The following is a 17,047-nucleotide window of genomic DNA, read 5'->3' as shown; positions in this document are numbered from 1 at the left end:
GGTCACCCAGACGGGGCGCGTGGGGAAGAGCGCGGGGCTCGTGTGAAGCAACAGTCACCACACACACCGCCGCCCGGCACCCGGTAGTAGAGGCAGCAACTGCGGCGCCGGAACGCGGTCCCGGTGCGGGTGCCGGTGCCGACCAGCAGCGGGTGGGTGAAGAGCTGTGCGGTCAGGGCGTGCGCGTGTGCGGCGGCGTCCGTACGGCCGTGGGCGCGCGCCCACTGCTCGAATTGGCGGGCCGCTCCGGCGAGGGCGGATCCCGCGTTGCCCCACAGCAGTCCGGCGGCGATGCGGTGGCGGGCGTTCAGGGCGGCGGCCAGCGGTTCGAGGTGGCCGTGCACGACGGTGTCCGTGAGGGTGGCCGGGTCCGCGGGCAGCGGGCGGACCTCCGTGAGCCACAGGTCGTCGGGGGCACTGCCGTCGGGGTCCCAGCGCAGCAGGCGCGGGTCGAGGTCCGGGAGGTGGCCGTACAGGGCGGCGCAGCCGAGGGCCACCGACCACAGCCGGGCGGCCAGGCCCTGTTGGGCCACGGAGGCGGCGATCCGCAACTCGGGGGCGTGCAGGGTGTCCGCGACCTTTCGGACCCGGAACGCCAGGGGATCCGCCTGCCCCGCCGGTACCGGATTTCCGTACGCCTGCGCCAGGGTCGGAAGTGGCCGAAGAACTTCCCCTGCCGTGCGTAGGACGAAGAAGCCGCCGAGCGGCCGCAGCGCGGCGAGATCAGGGTCGAGGTCCACGAACAGCAGTAGTAGCAGGGCCTGTCGGGACGCTCACCTGGGGGTGTCCGCCCGGGGTCACCCCCCTGGGGGATGACCCCGACGTCGTCGTACTCCATCGGCAGTACGACACAGTGCGTGCTCTGGTACGACGACGGGAAGAGGTTTTCGAGGCATCGTGTTGATTATGAAAGCCGACCGTTCGCCGCGCCGGGGTGAGAGCCCCTGCCTCCCGCAGAGGAGCAGCTCATGAGCGCCCTCGCGTTGTCCGTGCTCCTGTCGCTCATCTCCGCGGTCGCCTACGCGGGCGGGGCGATCGTGCAGGAGCGTGTCGCGGTGTCCTCGCCGGGGCAGCAGTTCGCGCCGATGCGTCGGCCGGGCTGGTGGGCGGCGGTCGCGCTGAACGGTCTCGGGGGGCTGCTGCACGTGGTGGCGCTGGCCTTCGGTCCGCTGAGCCTGGTGCAGCCGCTGGGCGCCCTGACGATCGTGTTCGCGCTGCCGATGGCGGCGCTGTTCGTGGGCCGCAGGGCCGGGTCGACGGCCTGGCGCGGCGCCATCATGGCGACCGTGGGCCTCGCCGGGCTGCTGTCCCTGGTCGGCGCCTCCGAGTCACAGTCGCTGGGCACCACCGAGCAGACGGCCGTGGCGCTGGTGACGGGCGGCATCGTCGTGACGCTGATGGTCGCGGGCCGGGCGGCCCACCGGCATCCGGCGGTGCGCAGCATGCTGCTCGCGACCGGATCCGGCATAGCCTTCGGCATGTCCTCGGTGTTCACCAAGGTCGTCGCGGTCGACTGGAACGGCGGGGTGTCGGCGGCCGACCTGCCCGCCCTGGCCACGATCGGCGTCTTCGCCACCGCCGGGCTGCTGCTGTCCCAGGCCGCCTACCGGGGCGCGGGACTCGCGGCGCCGCTGGCCACGCTGACCGTCGTGAACCCGGTGGTGGCGGCCGCGGTCGGCATCACGATGTTCGGCGAGACCTTCCGGTACGGCACGACCGGCACCATGCTCGCCCTGAGCTGCGGCGTGGTGGCGGCGGGCGGCCTGATCCTGCTGACGACGGAGCGGATCGCGCATGCCGAGGCGGTACCGGCGGACGGGGCCCCGGTCGGGCCGGACCTGGACGCGATGCCCGCGGCGGAGCTGCTCGGCGGTGTTCCGGAGCAGGCGGGGACGGAACGGCACGAGGCCATCGTCGTACCGGACGGGATCGAGGGGATCCTCATCCCGGCCCCGGCGGCGCAGGGGGCGTACGGGGCATACGAGGATCCGCGGCCGACGCGTCCCGACCACCCCGGGCCCCCGAACCTCCACGGCCCCTTCTACGGCGGCCCGTACGTCCCGTTACCGGTTCGCGACCGGCACGGTGCGCGCGTCAAATCCTGACGCCGCCCGCCCGGAGGTAGGCCACCGGGTCGATGTCGGAACCGAAACCGGGCCCCGTCCGCACCTCGAAGTGCAGATGCGGGCCCGTGCTGTTGCCCGTGGACCCGGACCGGCCGATGCGCTGGCCGGCGCCCACCGACTGGCCGTCCTTCACGGAGATCGCCGAGAGATGGGCGTACTGGCTGTAGCGGCCGTCGGCGTGCCGGATCACCACCTGGTAGCCGAAGGAGCCCTCCCACCCGGCGCTCACGACCTGCCCGGCCCCGACGGCCTTCACGGAGGTGCCGGTCGGCACGGCGAAGTCGACGCCGGTGTGGTACCCCTTCGACCACAGGGCACCGGCCTTGCGGTACGGCGTTGCGGTGCCCGCGCTGACCGGCGCGACCAGCGAGCGGCTGCTCGTCGTGGCCTGCTGCTCCCGGTCCCGGGAGGTCTTCTTGGGGGTGGGTTCGGGAGTGGGTTCGGGGGTCGCCTTGGGGCTGGTCCTGGGTGTGGAGGCCGGCTCGGTCGTGGTGGCGGCCTTGCCGCGCAGTGCGAGCCGCTGGCCCGGCAGGATCAGGTCGGGGTCGGCCCCGATGGTCTTGCGGTTCGCGGTGTACAGGCCCCGCCAACCGCCCCTGACCTTCTGTGACTCGGCGATCCCGGAGAGGGTGTCGCCGCGGACCACGGTGTACATCTCGGCGGTGCCCGCCCTCGACTGGGGCGTGGTCTGCGGCTGGACGTCCTGGACGGAGGTCTTAGGGGTCTTGGAGGTCTTCTTCGGCGCGCCGGCCGGCTGGATGTCGGGGGTGTCCCCGCCCCGGGTCAGCCCGGCCCGCACCGAGCACACCGGCCAGGCGCCGAGCCCCTGCCCGTCCAGCACCTTCTCCGCCACGGCGATCTGCTGGTCCTTGGTGGCCAGATCCGCTCGCGCCGCGTACCGCGAGCCGCCGTACGCCTCCCATGTCGACTGGGCGAACTGCAGTCCGCCGTAGAAGCCGTTGCCGGTGTTGACGTGCCACCTGTTGGTCGACTCGCATGCGGCGACCTTGTTCCAGGTGTCCACGTCGGCCGCGTGTGCGACGCCGGTGCCCATGAGGGGGAGCGCCATTCCGGCGCCGCCCGCGGTGACGGTGAGTGAGGCGCGGTTGATCCTGTTCGGCTGGTACCGGCGGTGCCGGCCGCGTACGGCCATGAAGGAGCCCCCCATTGACATGCGTCAGGAGGGGCAAAAGTAAGCGCTGCGAACAGGCCATGACAAGACGGCAAATCAGCCTCCCGTTCACGTCAAGTGGCGCGGAACCGGCGCGCGTTGTCCGGCAGCCGGGACGGCTGAGTGCGCCGGGGCGTTTCGTGCGTATGTGCAGGCGACATCGCGCCACCCCGGATGTGCGCTCGGAGTACCGGCACGTCAGGATGGACGATGGGCAACACTGGCGGGCATGACCGGCACCGCTGATATATCGAGGTCACTAGGAGCCAACGCATGAGCACTTCGGCGCAGATCGGCGTCACGGGTCTCGCGGTCATGGGCCGCAACCTCGCCCGGAACTTCGCCCGCAACGGCTACACGGTCGCGGTGCACAACCGGACGCCGGCGCGTACGCGCGCGCTGGTGGCGGAGTTCGGCGGCGAGGGCGAGTTCATCGCGGCCGAGACCGCCAAGGAGTTCGTGGCGGCGCTGGAGCGGCCGCGGCGGCTGGTCATCATGGTGAAGGCCGGGGGCCCGACGGACGCGGTGATCCAGGAGTTCGCTCCGCTCCTCGAGCCCGGCGACATGATCATCGACGGTGGCAACGCGCACTTCGCCGACACCCGGCGCCGCGAGCGGGACCTGCGCGAGCAGGGCATCCACTTCGTCGGCATGGGCGTCTCCGGCGGCGAGGAGGGCGCGCTGCACGGGCCGAGCATCATGCCCGGCGGCCCCAAGGAGTCGTACGACTCCCTCGGCCCGATGCTGGAGAAGATCTCCGCCAAGGCGGCGGACGGCGCGCCCTGTGTGACGCATGTGGGTCCGGACGGCGCCGGGCACTTCGTGAAGATGGTGCACAACGGCATCGAGTACGCCGACATGCAGCTCATCGGCGAGGCGTACCAGTTGCTGCGCGACGTCGCCGGGTACGAGCCGGCCGAGATCGCGGAGATCTTCCGGACGTGGAACCGGGGCCGGCTGGACTCGTACCTGATCGAGATCACCGCCGAGGTGCTGTCGCACGTGGACGCGGCGACGGGCAAGCCGTTCGTGGACGTGGTGGTCGACCAGGCCGAGCAGAAGGGCACGGGGCGGTGGACCGTGCAGATCGCGCTGGACCTGGGCGTGCCGGTGTCCGGGATCGCGGAGGCGGTCTTCGCCCGCTCGCTGTCGGGTCACGCGGCGCTGCGCGAGGCCTCGCGCGGGCTTGCCGGTCCGAAGGCGTCGCCGCTGAGCGAGTCGGAGGCGGCGGCCTTCGCCGACCGGGTCGAGCAGGCGCTGTACGCGTCGAAGATCGTGTCGTACACGCAGGGCTTCCACGAGATCGACGCGGCGCGCGCCGAGTACGACTGGGACATCGACCTGGGCGCCGTCTCGGCCATCTGGCGTGGCGGCTGCATCATCCGTGCGGCGTTCCTGGACCGGATCCGCGCCGCGTACGACGCCCGCGCCGATCTGCCGAGCCTGCTGTCGGACGACACGTTCGCGCAGGAGATCGCGGCCGCGCAGGACGACTGGCGCGAAGTGCTGATCGCCGCGACCCGCCAGGGCGTGCCCACGCCGGGCTTCGCGGCGGCCCTCGCGTACTACGACGCGCTGCGCGCCGAGCGCCTGCCGGCCGCGCTCACCCAGGGCCAGCGGGACTTCTTCGGCGCCCACACCTACCGGCGGACCGACCGGGACGGGTCGTTCCACACGCTGTGGGGCGGGGACCGCTCGGAGGTCTCGGCCTGAGCGCCGTCTCGCCGCGCCGCTGAATCGGAAAGGGGCCGTCACCCGCAGGGCGACGGCCCCTTGGGCTCTCCCGTACGCCGAGAAGCTCCCGCCAGCCGCCGGCAGCGGCTCGCCCGGCACGCCTCAGCGCCGAGCGATCGCCGCTTCGGCTGCCGTCCTGATCTTCGATTGCCGTCCTGATCCGAGCGCCGAACCCGTCGGCGTCCTTGCGGACGGCGACGGGCGCGGGGCCGACGAGGAGTATTCCGAGGCTGTGGCCTTCGAGGTCGTAGCCGCCTTCACTGACCGGCCGCCGCGCGTCTCGCGAGGCGAACGGCGCGGCGGGCCCGCTGGGGGTGGTCCCGCCTTCTGGCATGGGGCTCAGGTGAGCGGCGGCCCGGGTTCGGGGTTCGGTACCGGCTCCGGTCCCGGCGGGATCGGGGACGGGGAGGGTTCCGGAGGCCCGGGTGGCGGCGGTGGCGGTCCCGGAGGTGACGGTGGAGGCGGCCCCGGGGTGGGTGGGGGTCCCGGGGGCGGGACCGGCGTGGGGGGCGGCTCGGGGGCCGGTGGAGGTTCCGGGGGCGGGACCGGGTGTGGCTCGGGGTGCTGGGGGTCCGGGCCCGGGGACGGGTCCGGAGGGGCGGGGTCCGGGTACGGGTTCGTCATGGTGTCCTCCAGCCAGTGCGTGGCGTCGGCTCTGGACTACTCCCCCACGTACCCGACGGCCGCGCGGCCAGTCACTCACCCGCGTCACCGCGGGGCGGCCAAGTGGGCCTGTCCGCGGCACCGTCGGCCCGCCTCGTCAGATGCGCTCGGGGTGCTGCCGCAGCCAGTCCTTCGCCGCCCGAAGCAGTTCGGGGTCGGCCGCCGGGGCCTCGTCGGGGTGGCGTTCGGCCCACTTCACGACGTACGGGCACAGCGGCGCGACGACGACTCCCTCGCGCGCCGCCATGCCGTACAGCTCACGTGCCAGGGAGCCCGCGATGCCCTTCCCCTCGTGGGCCGGTTCCACGATGGTGTGGACGGGGACGAGGGCGCGCGCCGGTGATTCGAGGACGAAGTACTCGATGCGGCCGGTGACTTCGTCGCCCTGGCGGGCCTCCAGGCGGCCCGCCGCCCGGTCGTCGCGGATCTCGATGTCGCTCATGGAACGCTCCTGGTCCGTCTCGGCGTATGACGACGAGTACGAGTGCGCTCAGGCCACCGGCACGGCCTGCGGGCTGCGCTCCTGGTCCGAGCCCGGCACCGGCTCGGACGGGTCGGCGCCGAGGGCCACGATCCGGTTGGCGCCGTCCACGTGCACGACCCGCGGCTGGTACGCCCGCGCCTCGGCGTCGGTCATCTGAGCGTAGCTGATGATGATCACGAGGTCGCCGGGGTGGACGAGGTGAGCGGCGGCACCGTTGATCCCGACGACCCCCGAGCCGCGCTCGCCCTCGATGACGTACGTCTCCAGGCGGGCGCCGTTGGTGATGTCGACGATGTGGACGAGCTCGCCGGGCAGCAGGTCGGCGGCGTCGAGCAGATCCGCGTCGATGGTCACCGATCCCACGTAGTGCAGGTCGGCCTGGGTGACCGTGGCGCGATGAATCTTGGACTTGAACATGGCACGCAGCATTCGAAACTCCCTGAATTCGCTCCCTGCCCGCTTTTCGCAGGTCAAGGGCTGTTCGCTCAGCCTACAGCGGCTCGCCTCCGGGAGAACCAGGGTAGGGACCGGGGCTTTCGACCGCATCGAGATCCCGGTCACGCCTGCTTCTGGATACTTGCCGTCATGGCCACCTATGACGTGCTCGGCGCCACGTATGCCCGGACCCGACAGCCGGATCCACGGATCGCGGCGCAGATCCACGCCGCACTCGGGGACGCCACCGACGTGGTCAACGTCGGAGCGGGCAGTGGTTCGTACGAGCCGCCGGAGACGGTCCTCGCGGTCGAGCCGAGCCGTGTCATGATCACGCAGCGTCCGACGGGAGCGGCGCCGGCGGTCCAGGCCGTCGCGGAACACCTCCCGCTGCGCGACGGCGCCGCCGATGCCGTCATGGCACTGCTGACCGTCCATCACTGGACCGACCTGGCGGCCGGAATCAGAGAGCTGCGCAGGGTTGCCCGCCGCCGCATCGTCATCCTGACGTGGGAGCAGCGCATCTTCCGCGAGCGGTTCTGGCTCGTCCGCGACTACCTTCCGCAAGCCGCCGCGTACGACGACACCCGCGCCATCCCCACCGACCAGCTCATCGACCTGCTCGGCGGGGGACGCCAGGAACCGGTCCGCATCCCCCACGACTGCGTCGACGGCTTCGGCGCCGCGTACTGGCGCCGCCCGCACGCCTACCTCGACCCGCACGTGCGCGCCGGGATCTCCATGCTGGCCCAGACCGGCGACGACGCGCTCGCCCCGGGGCTGACCCGGCTCGCGGACGACGTGAGGACCGGCCGCTGGCATACGCGCTACGCCGAGCTGCGCACGCTCGAAACCGTTGATGTGGGTTACCGGCTGCTCGTGACCGACCGCTGACCACGCGCGCCTCGTCACCGGCGCGCGCCGCGAGGTCCGGCTCACTTGCCGCGGGCCTCCGCGAGGGTGTGCGCGACGAGGGCGTTGGCGTGGCCGTGGCCCAGCCCGTGCTCTGCCTTGAGCCAGTTCACGAGCTCCATGTGCTGGGCCAGGGGCGAGGAGCGGATCAGGTCCTTCCACTGCGCTATCGGACGGCCGTACTTCTTCTCGATGGAAGGGAAGTAGCTGGCTGGGCCCTTGACGGCGTCGGTCATGTCGGCGGTGTCCAATCCGGTTGCGCGGCGGTGTTGTCACCCTTACGACCGGGGAGCGCCGCCGAACTCATCGGCCGGTGAGGGTGATCTGGGTCACGGCACGGCTTCCGCAGGCGTCAGTCCCGGACCGAACCGGGTGAGCCCCCGAGGAGCAGTGGCCACACGCTGGGCATCTCGGCCACCGGTACCTCGATCAGGGACGGTCCCGGTTCGCTGAGGCATTCCTTCAGAGCCCCGGCGAGCCGTGCCGGGGTCTCGGCCCGGACGGCGGGCACCGAGAACGACTCCGCGAGGCGTACGAAGTCGGGGCTGGCGAGGTCGCTGCCGATGAAGCGGCCCTCGAACTCGTCCGCCTGGATGCGCCGGACGTTACCGTAGGCGTTGTCGTTGAAGACCACCGCGCTCACCCCGATGCCGTACTTGCGGGCGGTCGCCAGCTCCTGCATGTTCCAGCAGAATCCGCCGTCCCCGTTGATGGAGACGACCGCCCGGTCCGGGTTGCCGACCTTCACGCCGAGCGCCGATGGATAGCCGTAGCCAAGGGTGCCCTGGTAGCCGGGCGTGAGAAAGGTTCCGGGGTGGTGTACGGGGTAGCCGACGGCGGCCAGATAGCCCACCTGGGTCAGCTCGTTGACCAGGATGCCGTCGTCCGGGATCGCCTCGCGCAGCGCGCGGACGAACGACCACTGCGGTTCGACGCTCTCGACCTTGCGTTCACACCAGGCGCGGACCTCGGCCAGCTCGCCGGGCTGCCATCCGGTCTCCGCCCCGGGCCGGGGGGCGCAGGCGAGCGCGGCACGCAGGTCCTCCAGTGCCGTGCGGGCGTCCGCGCACAGGGTGAGCCCGGCCGGTCGGGGCGGGCCCAGATCGGCCGGGTCCGCGTTGATCAGGGCGACGGCCGCTCCGGGGGCGGTCGGCAGGGCCGTACCGCGTGGGGACACGAAGCGGCTGCCCACGACCAGCACCGCGTCCGCCTCGGGCAGCAGGCGCGGTGCCGCGAGGCTGGTGAAGGCGAGCCGGTGCTGCGCGGGAACGGCGCCGCCCGCGTTGCGGCTCATGACGACCGGGGCGGCCAGTTCCTCGGCCAGGGCGGTCAGGGCGGCGCCCGCCCATGAGGCCGGCACGCCGCCGCCGACGTAGAGCAAGGGCCGGCGGGCGGCTCGCAGCACGCCGGCGATCTTCGCGAGGACGTCCGTCTCCGATTCCGCGGACGCGCCGGCCTCCGGCCCCGTGGGCGCGTCGGCATCCTCGATGCCGTACCGCAGGGCGTTGTCCGGCCCCGTGGACGCCTCGGTGCGGTCCGCCACACCCCGACCGGCAGGCTCCAGCTCCGCTTCCGCCCGAGCGGTCAGTACATCCGCCGGGATCGTCAGGGCCACCGGCCTCGGGCGGCCGGACCGTGACCGCCGTACCGCCTCGTGCACGAGAGCGGGGATCCGGTCGGGGGCCCCGGCTCGCGCCGACCATTTGGTGACCGAGGCCAGGACGCCGTCCTGGTCGGGCAGTTCGTGCAGCATGCCGAGGCCACGGCCGGCCAGCGGGGACGGGATGTCGGCCGCCACGCACAGCATCGGCGACGAGCAGGCGTACCCGGTGGCCACCGCGGGCAGGGCGTTGAGCACACCGGGTCCGGGGACCACCAGACAGACGCCGGGGCGTCCGGTGGTGCGGGCGTACGCCTCCGCCATATGGGCCGCGCCCTGCTCGTGCCGGGCCGCGATGTACTCGATCGGGCCCCCGGCGGCCCTGGCTCGGGCCAGGGCGTCCAGCACGTGGTCGAGCTGGACGCCCGGCACGCCGAAGACATGGCGGACGCCCTCCCGTTCCAACTGGCCGACCAGCGCCTGTGCCCCGCTCAGCTCCATGTCGCCACCGCCTGCTCGTCCTGGTCCCGGGGAGTGTCGGCCGGCGGGCGCGATCTGGCGTTCCGGCGGTCCAGCCGGCTCAGTACCGGAACGGTCATGACCGTGGTGACCAGGGCGACGAGTACGAGCGCGGCGAAGAGTTCCTGGCTGACGATGCCGGCCGCCAGCCCGACGTTGAGCGCGATGAGCTGCATCAGTCCGCGGGCGTTCATCAGGGCGCCGACCCGGACGGCCACCGGGCCGGGTTCGCCGCGCAGCCGGGCGGCGGCCCAGCAGCCGCCGAACTTGCCGATCACCGCCAGGACGACGGCGGCCGCCCCGAACGCCATCACGGACGGGTCGGCGAACACGTCGAACCGGGTGTTCAGGCCGGAGTAGGTGAAGAACATCGGGACGAACACCACCTGGGTCACGGACTGGGTGGTCCGCACCAGCCGCTCGGACGCCGCGCCGCGCGGCATGGCCAGCCCGACGCAGAACGCCCCGAACACGGCGTACAGGTCGATGATGTCGGTGAACCACGCGGCGCAGAACAGCACGGCGACGGTGAACAGGAGGCGGGTGTCGTCGCCGAGGCCCGGCCGGTTCACGATCCAGGCCAGCAGGCGGCGCCCCAGCAGGAACAGGACGGCCACGAACAGCAGGGAGCCGCCGACCGCCGTCAGGACGGGCTCCGCCTCGCCGGAGGCCACGCTCAGCACGCCCGCGAGCATGATCCAGGCGATGGCGTCGTCGGTGGCCCCGGAAGCCAGGGAGAGGGAGCCGAACCGGGAGCCGGCCAGCCCCCGTTCGGTGATGATGCGGGCCAGCATCGGGAAGGCGGTGATGGCCAGGGAGACTCCGACGAACGCCGCCGTCACCCAGACCGAGACCCCGTCGACGAAGATGTCGACGTGGCCGTGGGCCGCGAGCGTCAGTCCCATGCCCAGGGCGAGCGGGATCGCCACTCCGGCCGAGGAGACCGCGACGGCGGTGCCGGCCAGTCCGCGCCCGGCGTGCGCCCGGAACTCGTACCCGGCGGCGAACATCAGGGTCACCAGGCCGATCTGTCCGGCCACGTACAGCACGGGCTTCAGTTCCGGCGGGAAGACCTCGGCGGACAGCCCCGGGGCGAGCAGACCGAACAGCGAGGGGCCGAGCAGCACGCCGGCGATCATCTCGCCGACCACGGGCGGCTGGCCGAAGCGCCTCGCCACCAGGACGACCAGACGGCACGTCAGCAGGATGACGACGACGGCCAGGAAGAAGGCGGGAGCGAGCTCCGCGGGAGTCATGGTCTCGTCCCTCTCAACGGCCGGCGCCGACGGAGGCGGCGGGGCCGCCGGACGAGGTGGCGAAGTAGTTCCGGCACAGCCCCTGGCGCCGGGCGTCCCACACCATGTAGCTGCCGAGGACGAGCTGGGTGAGGCTGCGCGGGACCGCGGCCCAGCGATCGGCGAGGCGCATCGCGGCGAGCCGGGTCCGCCGGCGGGCCGGGTTCGCGTCCTCCGCGCCGGTGCGCGGGACGAGCAGGCAGGGGCCGCGGCTGGGCAGTGACCTGGTGTGTTCGGCCGAGGATTCCAGCCGGAAGCGGCGCAGCGTCTCCTCGGCCGCGACCCGCATGGTGAGGACGGCGAAGCCGCGGGCCGGACAGGGGCGGTTGGCGGTCACCCCGAACGGGATGGACGCGGCGGGCCTGGTGTCCGGGGACAGCCACCGGTCCGGGTCGAAGCGCTCGCCGCCGGCAGGGCCGGACTGCTGGTACTCGGGGTAGTTGAACAGCAGGACCGAGCCGGCCGGGATGGGGGCGCGCCCCGGCCGGGGGATCTCCCCCGAGGTGATCCGGTGGGCCACCCCGAAGAGCGGGAAGTGCTGGAGGGTCTCGTTGACGACGCGGTCCAGGAAGCCGGGGTCCGCCTCGCCGGCCAGCAGTCGGTCCTGCACCGGCCGGTGTGCGGCGAGGGCCAGCAGCAGGTGGGCCATCGCCTCCGACATCTGCACCACTGCGGTGTTGAAGAACGTGCCCTGCAGGTAGTACGCCTGCTCCCGCCGGGAGAGCGAGGACGGCAGCGGCACGGGCGGCGGGTCGTTCGCCAGCCGGTCCCGCAGGTAGTGGGTGAGCCGGGCCCGCCGGTCCATGTGCCGCAGGCTGGTGCACTTCAGCGCGCTGACCACGTCGTCGGCGTTGCCGGTGATCAGGTCCCGGACGTGGCGCGGGCACGGTTCGCGGAAGACCACCTCGTAGTAGACCTCGGCCCAGACGGGCATCATCAGGTCGCGCAGCCTGACCCGGTGCACCCGCGCCTGCTCGGGGAGTTCGTCGAGCACCCGCCGGGTGCAGCGGCCGACCAGCTCCGTCCACTGCTCCCGGGACAGGCCCGCCAGGATCTGCCGCGTGGTCCTGGCCACGTCGTCGTAGCGGGGCCCGGGCTCCAGGTGCTCCTGGTGCACCTGTGGGCCGGGCGACAGCCAGTACCAGAACAGGTCGGACAGCGCGGCGCCCCGGCTGCGGCCGTTGGCCGCCGGATGCCCGTACACCTCCTTGAACTCCTCGGCGGGCACCTCCCGGCCGGGCGCCTTGACGCCCTCCTCGCCGCCCACCCGGGCGAAGATGCGCACGCGCAGTGCGATCACGAGCCCGGGCAGCCAGTACGGCAGACCGACCGCCAGGGCCAGGGTCGCGCCGGTGATCAGCCATCCGGTGGCAGTCACGCGATCACCCCGCCGAACCGGTTGTCCGCCCCCGGGGCCACGGCGGGACCCGGCGCCGGTCCCCACGTGGGTGTGCGGACCAGGTCGGGCGTCAGGTCGGCGAGCCCGGACGCCCCGCACAGGGCGAGGGTGTCGTCGAGTTCGTCGCGCAGCAGCTCCAGCAGCCGCCGTACGCCCTTCTCGCCGCCCTCGGCCAGCGCCCACATCACGGGCCGGCCGATGCCCACGGCGGACGCGCCCAGCGCCAGTGCCTTGACCGCGTCGGTGCCGCGCCGGACCCCGCCGTCCAGCACGACCGGGATACGCCCCTCGACCGCGGCGACGATCTCGGGCAGCAGCTCCAACGTGGCGGGCACCGTGTCGAGCTGGCGACCGCCGTGGTTGGACAGCAGCAGCCCGTCGACGCCGTGCCGGACCGCGATACGGGCGTCCTCGGGGTGCAGCACGCCCTTGAGCAGAATGGGCAGCGAGGTGGTGCGGCGCAGCCAGTCGATGTGCTGCCAGTTCAGCTCGGGGGACATGGCGATCTGCCGCACGTGCCCGCGCTCGCCGTCGCGCAGGTCCACCAGGTTCTCGCAGCGCAGTCCGGGCGGCAGATCGTGGAAGTCGTTGCGCCGGTTGCGCTCGCCGGCGCCCAGCACCGGGGAGTCCACGGTGACCACCAGGGCGGTGCATCCGGCGTCGGTGGCCCGCCGTATCAGCGCCTCGGTGATCTCCCGGTCGGGCTGAATGTAGAGCTGGAACCACAACTGTGCGTCGGCGCCCATCGAGCGGACCGCGTCGGCGATCTCACCCACCGCCACCGTGGACGCCATGGATACGATCATGATCGCGCCCGCGGCGGCAGCGGCACGGGCGGTGGCCAGCTCCCCTTCCGGATCGACCAGTTTGTGGAAGGCGGTCGGGGACAACAGGATCGGCGTGCTCGCCCGGCTGCCGAGCAGGGCGATGTCCAACTCCCTGACGGCACTCCCCCGCAGCACCCGCGGCAGCAACTGCAGACGGGCGAACGCCGCCTCATTGGCCCGTACGGTGATCTCGTCGCGTGCCCCGCCGGCGATGAAGTCGGCGTACACGGGGTCGAGTTTCGCGCGGGCGGCGGTCTCGAAGTCGTGGACGGTCAGCATCATGGCCGTCACCGCCGCGCGGCGCTCGGCCGGAGGTCCAGCTCGTGGACGAAGAACCGGGCGAGCGGGGCGTGATGGACCTCCGGGTGGTCCCACTCGTTCTCCAGGTTCTCGGCCATGTGATGCGTGCCCAGCAGCTCACCGGCCCGGAAGCGGCGGATCACCGGGTGCAGATAGGCGGCGTCGAACGCGTCGTCGACCGAGTTCTGGGCGGTGCGGCGCACCGTGATGTCGAAGGGGTCGACCTTGTCGTGGTCCGGCCCGTACTCCAGGGTGACGGTGAAGTACTCGGCGCCCTCGGTGAGTCGGCTCTGGTGGGCGTACGCCACCGGGACCTCCTCGTGGTAGCGGGCCGGTTCGCCGGGGGCGGTGACGATCAGGTCCCCGAGGACGCCGAACTGCTGCCAGAGCGCCGAGCTGCGGTTGACCCTGGCGACCACGGCGTCCGCCAGTGCGCACGGGGACGCGTCCAGTGGCTGGTGCGGCCAGGGCCGGTCGTGGTGGCGCTCGTCGAGGATGCGGCTCAGGGCGCGTACGGCGTAGCGGAAGCCGTGGATGAAGCCGCCGGTGGACTTCTTGAAGTCGCGCTGCTGCATCAGGGTGCCGGCGAAGTACAGACCGGGCACGTTCACCGACTCGTACGCCGGGGTCAGGGCGGCGAAGCGGTCGTCGATGACCAGTTCGGGCCGGCACTCCGGGGCGAAGAGCGAGGCGTCGAAGCGGAAGCCGGTGCAGACGATGACGCGGTCGTAGCGCAGTTCCTTCACGACCTCGTCGGCCCGGGAGAAGCTGAAGCGGACGCGGTAGCCGGCTGCCTCGGGGTCCTTGTCGATCGACAGGACGTGGCCGTCCAGCAGGGCGTTTTGGGACTTGAGCTGGTAGGTGTCGAGGAAGTTGTTGTTGACGGCGCGCAGATGGCCGACGTAGTGGCTGTTCCAGGCCATCCGTATGGAGTGCGGTCCGGCCACATGGATCACGGCCGCGGTCTCGACGAGGTTGTCGGCGGTCTCCAGGGCGGAGTTGCCCTTGCCGAGGATCAGCACGCGCTGGTCGGTGAAGTCCTCGGGGTCCACCGACACGACCGAGTAGTCCTCGGCGGTCTCGATACCGGGGATGTCCGGGGTGTTGGGCCGGGTCAGCCCGGTGGCCATCACCAGTCGCCGCGCGTGGTGCTCCTGCCCGTGCTGGTCGGTGACGACGAATCCGCCGTCGGCGCCGCGCCGGATCCGCTCGGCCCGGGTGTCGTACGCGATGTCCAGCTTGAACGCCTCGGCGAAGTCGGCGAGATAGCGCACGAGGTCGTCGGCGTGCGGGAAGTAGCGCTTGCTGTAGCGGGTGAACAGCATCTGCTGGTCCGGGGAGAGCAGGGAGTTCCAGTCCATCCGGAGGTTCAGCTCGGGATCGTCGGTGCCGTTGTGCACCTTGTTGATGGAGATCAGCTTGCGGTGGCGGGGGAAGGTACGGAAGAAGGTGCCTGCCGCGGGGCCGCTCTCCAGGATCCGGTATGTGTGCCCGGCTGCCTGGAGTAACTGCCCGAGCTGGAGCCCGGCGGGGCCGCCGCCGATCACGAGACAGTCGAGCGGCTCGCTCTGCGCGGAGTTCATGGGAACTCTCCTTCTGCTCCAGGCGAGGACATGCCTGAAGCCGGGTGGGGGGTGAGAAGGGGGGAGGGCCCGGTTGTCTGGTGGTCCGAAGACGGTGCCCGCGGGCCGGCATCAGCCAGGCAGCAGCCCAGGCGGGTCAGCCGGTCGGCCGCAGGGGCCGTGTTTCGCGGCCGGGGGGAGCACTTCGGGATTCGTTCGCAAATGCAGCCGGGGTGGTGCAGTGCGACCTGGCAGGGGCATGACAGACCCTTCCATCGGATTTCCCGTAGAAATCTCAAGGAGCACGGTAGTAACGGGCGGCGCGCAGCGGCAACCACGCCTCAGGGATGACAGGGATTCGACAGATAGGTCCTGCGGGCGGACGTCACCGAACCGTAAGCACCCGGCCGACCCCGGCTGCGCCCGGCCCCGCTTAAAGTTCAGCCGAACCCGACTACGAGGAGCTGTCCTCCATGCATGCCCGCCTGCTGTTCACGGCTGTCGTAGCCACCACCGCGCTCGCCCTGTCCGGCTGCGGCACCGAGGACAATGCGTCCTCCGGCGGCGCCGCACCGACGGACAGTCCCTCCGCCTCCTCCCCCGACTCCTCGGCGGCGGCACAGGACGGGGACGGAGCCGGAACAGCGGCGGTCCCCGAGGCGCTCCGGTTCACCGGAACGACCGTGGACGGCAAGCCCTTCGACGCGGCGACACTGGCGGGTAAGCCCACCGTCCTGTGGTTCTGGGCGCCGTGGTGCCCCACCTGCAAGGCACAGGGCCCCGAAACCGCCAGGGTCGCCGACCGGTTCGAGGGCAAGGCGCATGTGATCGGGGTGGCCGGACTCGACAAGCCCCAGGCCATGAAGGACTTCGTCACCGACACCAAGGTGGGCACCTTCCCGAACCTCTCCGACGAGCCCGGGGAGATCTGGAAGAAGTTCGAGATCACCCAGCAGAGCATCTATGTGATCCTCGACAAGGACGGCAAGACCGTCTTCACCGGCAGCCTCCCGGCCGGCAAGGGACTCGCCGACAAGCTCAGCCCGCTCGTCGGCTGAACCACCATGTCCGACCTGCCGTTTGCCCTCGCCCTGACCGCGGGCATGCTCGCCGCCGTCAACCCCTGCGGCTTCGCCCTCCTGCCCGCCTACCTCTCCCTCCTCGTCCTCGGCGACGACACACCCACCCGCGCGGCCGCCGTCACCCGCGCGCTGGTGGCGACCGCGGCGATGACGGCCGGATTCGCCGCCGTGTTCGCCCTGTTCGGCCTCGCCATCGCCCCCGTCGCCGGGCAGGTTCAACAACATCTGCCCTGGTTCACCATCGGCTTCGGGCTCCTGCTGGCACTCGCCGGCGGCTGGATCCTGGCCGGCCGCGACCTGCCCACCCTGCTGCCGAAGCTGCGCCGCGCCCCGACCGTCACCCGCTCCCTGCCCTCCATGGCCCTGTTCGGCGCCGCCTACGCGATCGCCTCCCTCGGCTGCACCATCGCCCCGTTCCTGGCCATCGTCGTCTCGGCCTTCCGCAGCGGATCCACCCTCGAGGGCATCGCCCTGTTCACGGCGTACGCGGCCGGGATGGGCCTGATCGTCGGCACCGCGGCCCTCTCCGTCGCCCTCACCCGCACCGCCCGCATCGGCCGGCTGCGCCGCCTCGGCTCCGTCGCCTCGCGCACCGGCGGCGGCCTGCTGCTCCTGGTCGGCGGGTACGTCGCCTACTACGGCTGGTACGAGATCCGCGTCCAGCGCGCGCCCGCCACCCAGGATCCGGTCATCGACACCGCCGGCACGATCCAACGCACCCTCGCCGACGCCCTGGACGCGACCGGCCCCGCCGTCATCGCCGTCCTCCTCGCGGCCCTGCTGATCGGATCCGTGGCGGTCCGCCGCCGGCGCCGGTCGTAACTCTCTTCACCTGCAAAGGTCCTGGTGAACTCCGAATCCGACGGTGACACCGGTGTCGTGATCTTCATCGACGCCGCGATCCCCCGAGCGGGGCCCGGCGCGCTGCCGGGCCCCGC

General features: G+C 72.2%; 15 protein-coding genes. 5 read left to right on the top strand and 10 right to left on the bottom strand.

The genetic code is table 11. The features are described 5' to 3' along the window. Positions 1–2: 2 nt before the first annotated feature. Positions 3–740: a (2Fe-2S)-binding protein gene (locus ACP4J3_RS19310; protein ID WP_426535965.1), complete on the bottom strand. Its 738-nt coding sequence runs from the start codon at positions 738–740 to the stop codon at positions 3–5. A 228-nt stretch (positions 741–968) separates the two neighbouring features. On the opposite strand from ACP4J3_RS19310, the gene ACP4J3_RS19305 reads away from it, so the two are divergent. Further along, entirely contained in the window at positions 969–2,105 is a 1,137-nt protein-coding gene (locus tag ACP4J3_RS19305; protein WP_426535963.1) for a DMT family transporter, read from the top strand. Here the strand turns inward: ACP4J3_RS19305 and ACP4J3_RS19300 are convergent. Further along, complete coding sequence (locus ACP4J3_RS19300; protein ID WP_426535961.1) at positions 2,095–3,279, bottom strand: transglycosylase family protein; 1,185 nt, start codon at positions 3,277–3,279, stop codon at positions 2,095–2,097. The genes ACP4J3_RS19305 and ACP4J3_RS19300 overlap by 11 nt on opposite strands. Positions 3,280–3,570: 291 nt before the next feature. On the opposite strand from ACP4J3_RS19300, the gene gndA reads away from it, so the two are divergent. Further along, the gene (gene gndA / locus ACP4J3_RS19295) at positions 3,571–5,010 is read left to right on the top strand and encodes an NADP-dependent phosphogluconate dehydrogenase (protein WP_426535959.1); all 1,440 of its coding nucleotides are present in this window, start codon (positions 3,571–3,573) and stop codon (positions 5,008–5,010) included. 781 nt (positions 5,011–5,791) lie between these two features. On the opposite strand, the gene ACP4J3_RS19290 is transcribed toward gndA, so the two are convergent. After that, positions 5,792–6,136, bottom strand: a complete 345-nt coding sequence (locus ACP4J3_RS19290; protein WP_426535957.1) for a GNAT family N-acetyltransferase — start codon at positions 6,134–6,136, stop codon at positions 5,792–5,794. 48 nt (positions 6,137–6,184) lie between these two features. Continuing rightward, positions 6,185–6,607 (bottom strand): aspartate 1-decarboxylase, encoded by a 423-nt coding sequence (panD, locus tag ACP4J3_RS19285; RefSeq protein ID WP_426535955.1) that lies wholly within the window; start codon positions 6,605–6,607, stop codon positions 6,185–6,187. Between the two features lie 156 nt (positions 6,608–6,763). On the opposite strand from panD, the gene ACP4J3_RS19280 reads away from it, so the two are divergent. Next, positions 6,764–7,507 carry a methyltransferase domain-containing protein gene (locus tag ACP4J3_RS19280; RefSeq protein WP_426535953.1) on the top strand — a complete coding sequence of 248 codons (744 nt, stop codon included), beginning with the start codon at positions 6,764–6,766 and terminating at the stop codon, positions 7,505–7,507. Between the two features lie 41 nt (positions 7,508–7,548). Here ACP4J3_RS19280 and ACP4J3_RS19275 read toward each other — a convergent pair whose 3' ends face one another. The 6 genes from ACP4J3_RS19275 to ACP4J3_RS19250 all read right to left on the bottom strand — a co-directional run bounded on the left by ACP4J3_RS19275 (position 7,549) and on the right by ACP4J3_RS19250 (position 15,048). After that, entirely contained in the window at positions 7,549–7,761 is a 213-nt protein-coding gene (locus tag ACP4J3_RS19275) for a DUF4287 domain-containing protein (protein WP_426535951.1), read from the bottom strand. Positions 7,762–7,877: 116 nt separating this feature from the next. Continuing rightward, positions 7,878–9,626 (bottom strand): thiamine pyrophosphate-dependent enzyme, encoded by a 1,749-nt coding sequence (locus tag ACP4J3_RS19270; protein ID WP_426535949.1) that lies wholly within the window; start codon positions 9,624–9,626, stop codon positions 7,878–7,880. Beyond that, positions 9,617–10,900, bottom strand: a complete 1,284-nt coding sequence (locus ACP4J3_RS19265; RefSeq protein ID WP_426535947.1) for a cation:proton antiporter — start codon at positions 10,898–10,900, stop codon at positions 9,617–9,619. Before ACP4J3_RS19265 ends, ACP4J3_RS19270 begins: the two co-directional genes overlap by 10 nt. 13 nt (positions 10,901–10,913) lie before the next feature. Beyond that, the gene (locus ACP4J3_RS19260; RefSeq protein WP_426535945.1) at positions 10,914–12,317 is read right to left on the bottom strand and encodes a cytochrome P450; all 1,404 of its coding nucleotides are present in this window, start codon (positions 12,315–12,317) and stop codon (positions 10,914–10,916) included. Next, complete coding sequence (locus ACP4J3_RS19255) at positions 12,314–13,447, bottom strand: alpha-hydroxy acid oxidase (protein WP_426535943.1); 1,134 nt, start codon at positions 13,445–13,447, stop codon at positions 12,314–12,316. Before ACP4J3_RS19255 ends, ACP4J3_RS19260 begins: the two co-directional genes overlap by 4 nt. A 5-nt stretch (positions 13,448–13,452) precedes the next feature. Then, positions 13,453–15,048 (bottom strand): NAD(P)-binding domain-containing protein, encoded by a 1,596-nt coding sequence (locus ACP4J3_RS19250; protein WP_426535941.1) that lies wholly within the window; start codon positions 15,046–15,048, stop codon positions 13,453–13,455. Between the two features lie 452 nt (positions 15,049–15,500). Here ACP4J3_RS19250 and ACP4J3_RS19245 point away from each other — a divergent pair, with 452 nt between their 5' ends. Together ACP4J3_RS19245 and ACP4J3_RS19240 are read left to right on the top strand one after the other, a co-directional pair. Next, complete coding sequence (locus ACP4J3_RS19245) at positions 15,501–16,085, top strand: redoxin domain-containing protein (RefSeq protein ID WP_426535939.1); 585 nt, start codon at positions 15,501–15,503, stop codon at positions 16,083–16,085. Between the two features lie 6 nt (positions 16,086–16,091). Continuing rightward, positions 16,092–16,931, top strand: coding sequence for a cytochrome c biogenesis CcdA family protein (locus ACP4J3_RS19240; protein ID WP_426535937.1), 840 nt, complete (start codon positions 16,092–16,094; stop codon positions 16,929–16,931). Positions 16,932–17,047: the final 116 nt, after the last annotated feature.

The sequence above is a fragment of the Streptomyces sp. UG1 genome (genome assembly GCF_049974585.1).
Classification (GTDB): Bacteria; Actinomycetota; Actinomycetes; order Streptomycetales; family Streptomycetaceae; genus Streptomyces.
The sequence above is the reverse complement of the archived record's forward strand: the minus strand, read 5'-3'. Positions and strand labels throughout refer to the sequence as shown.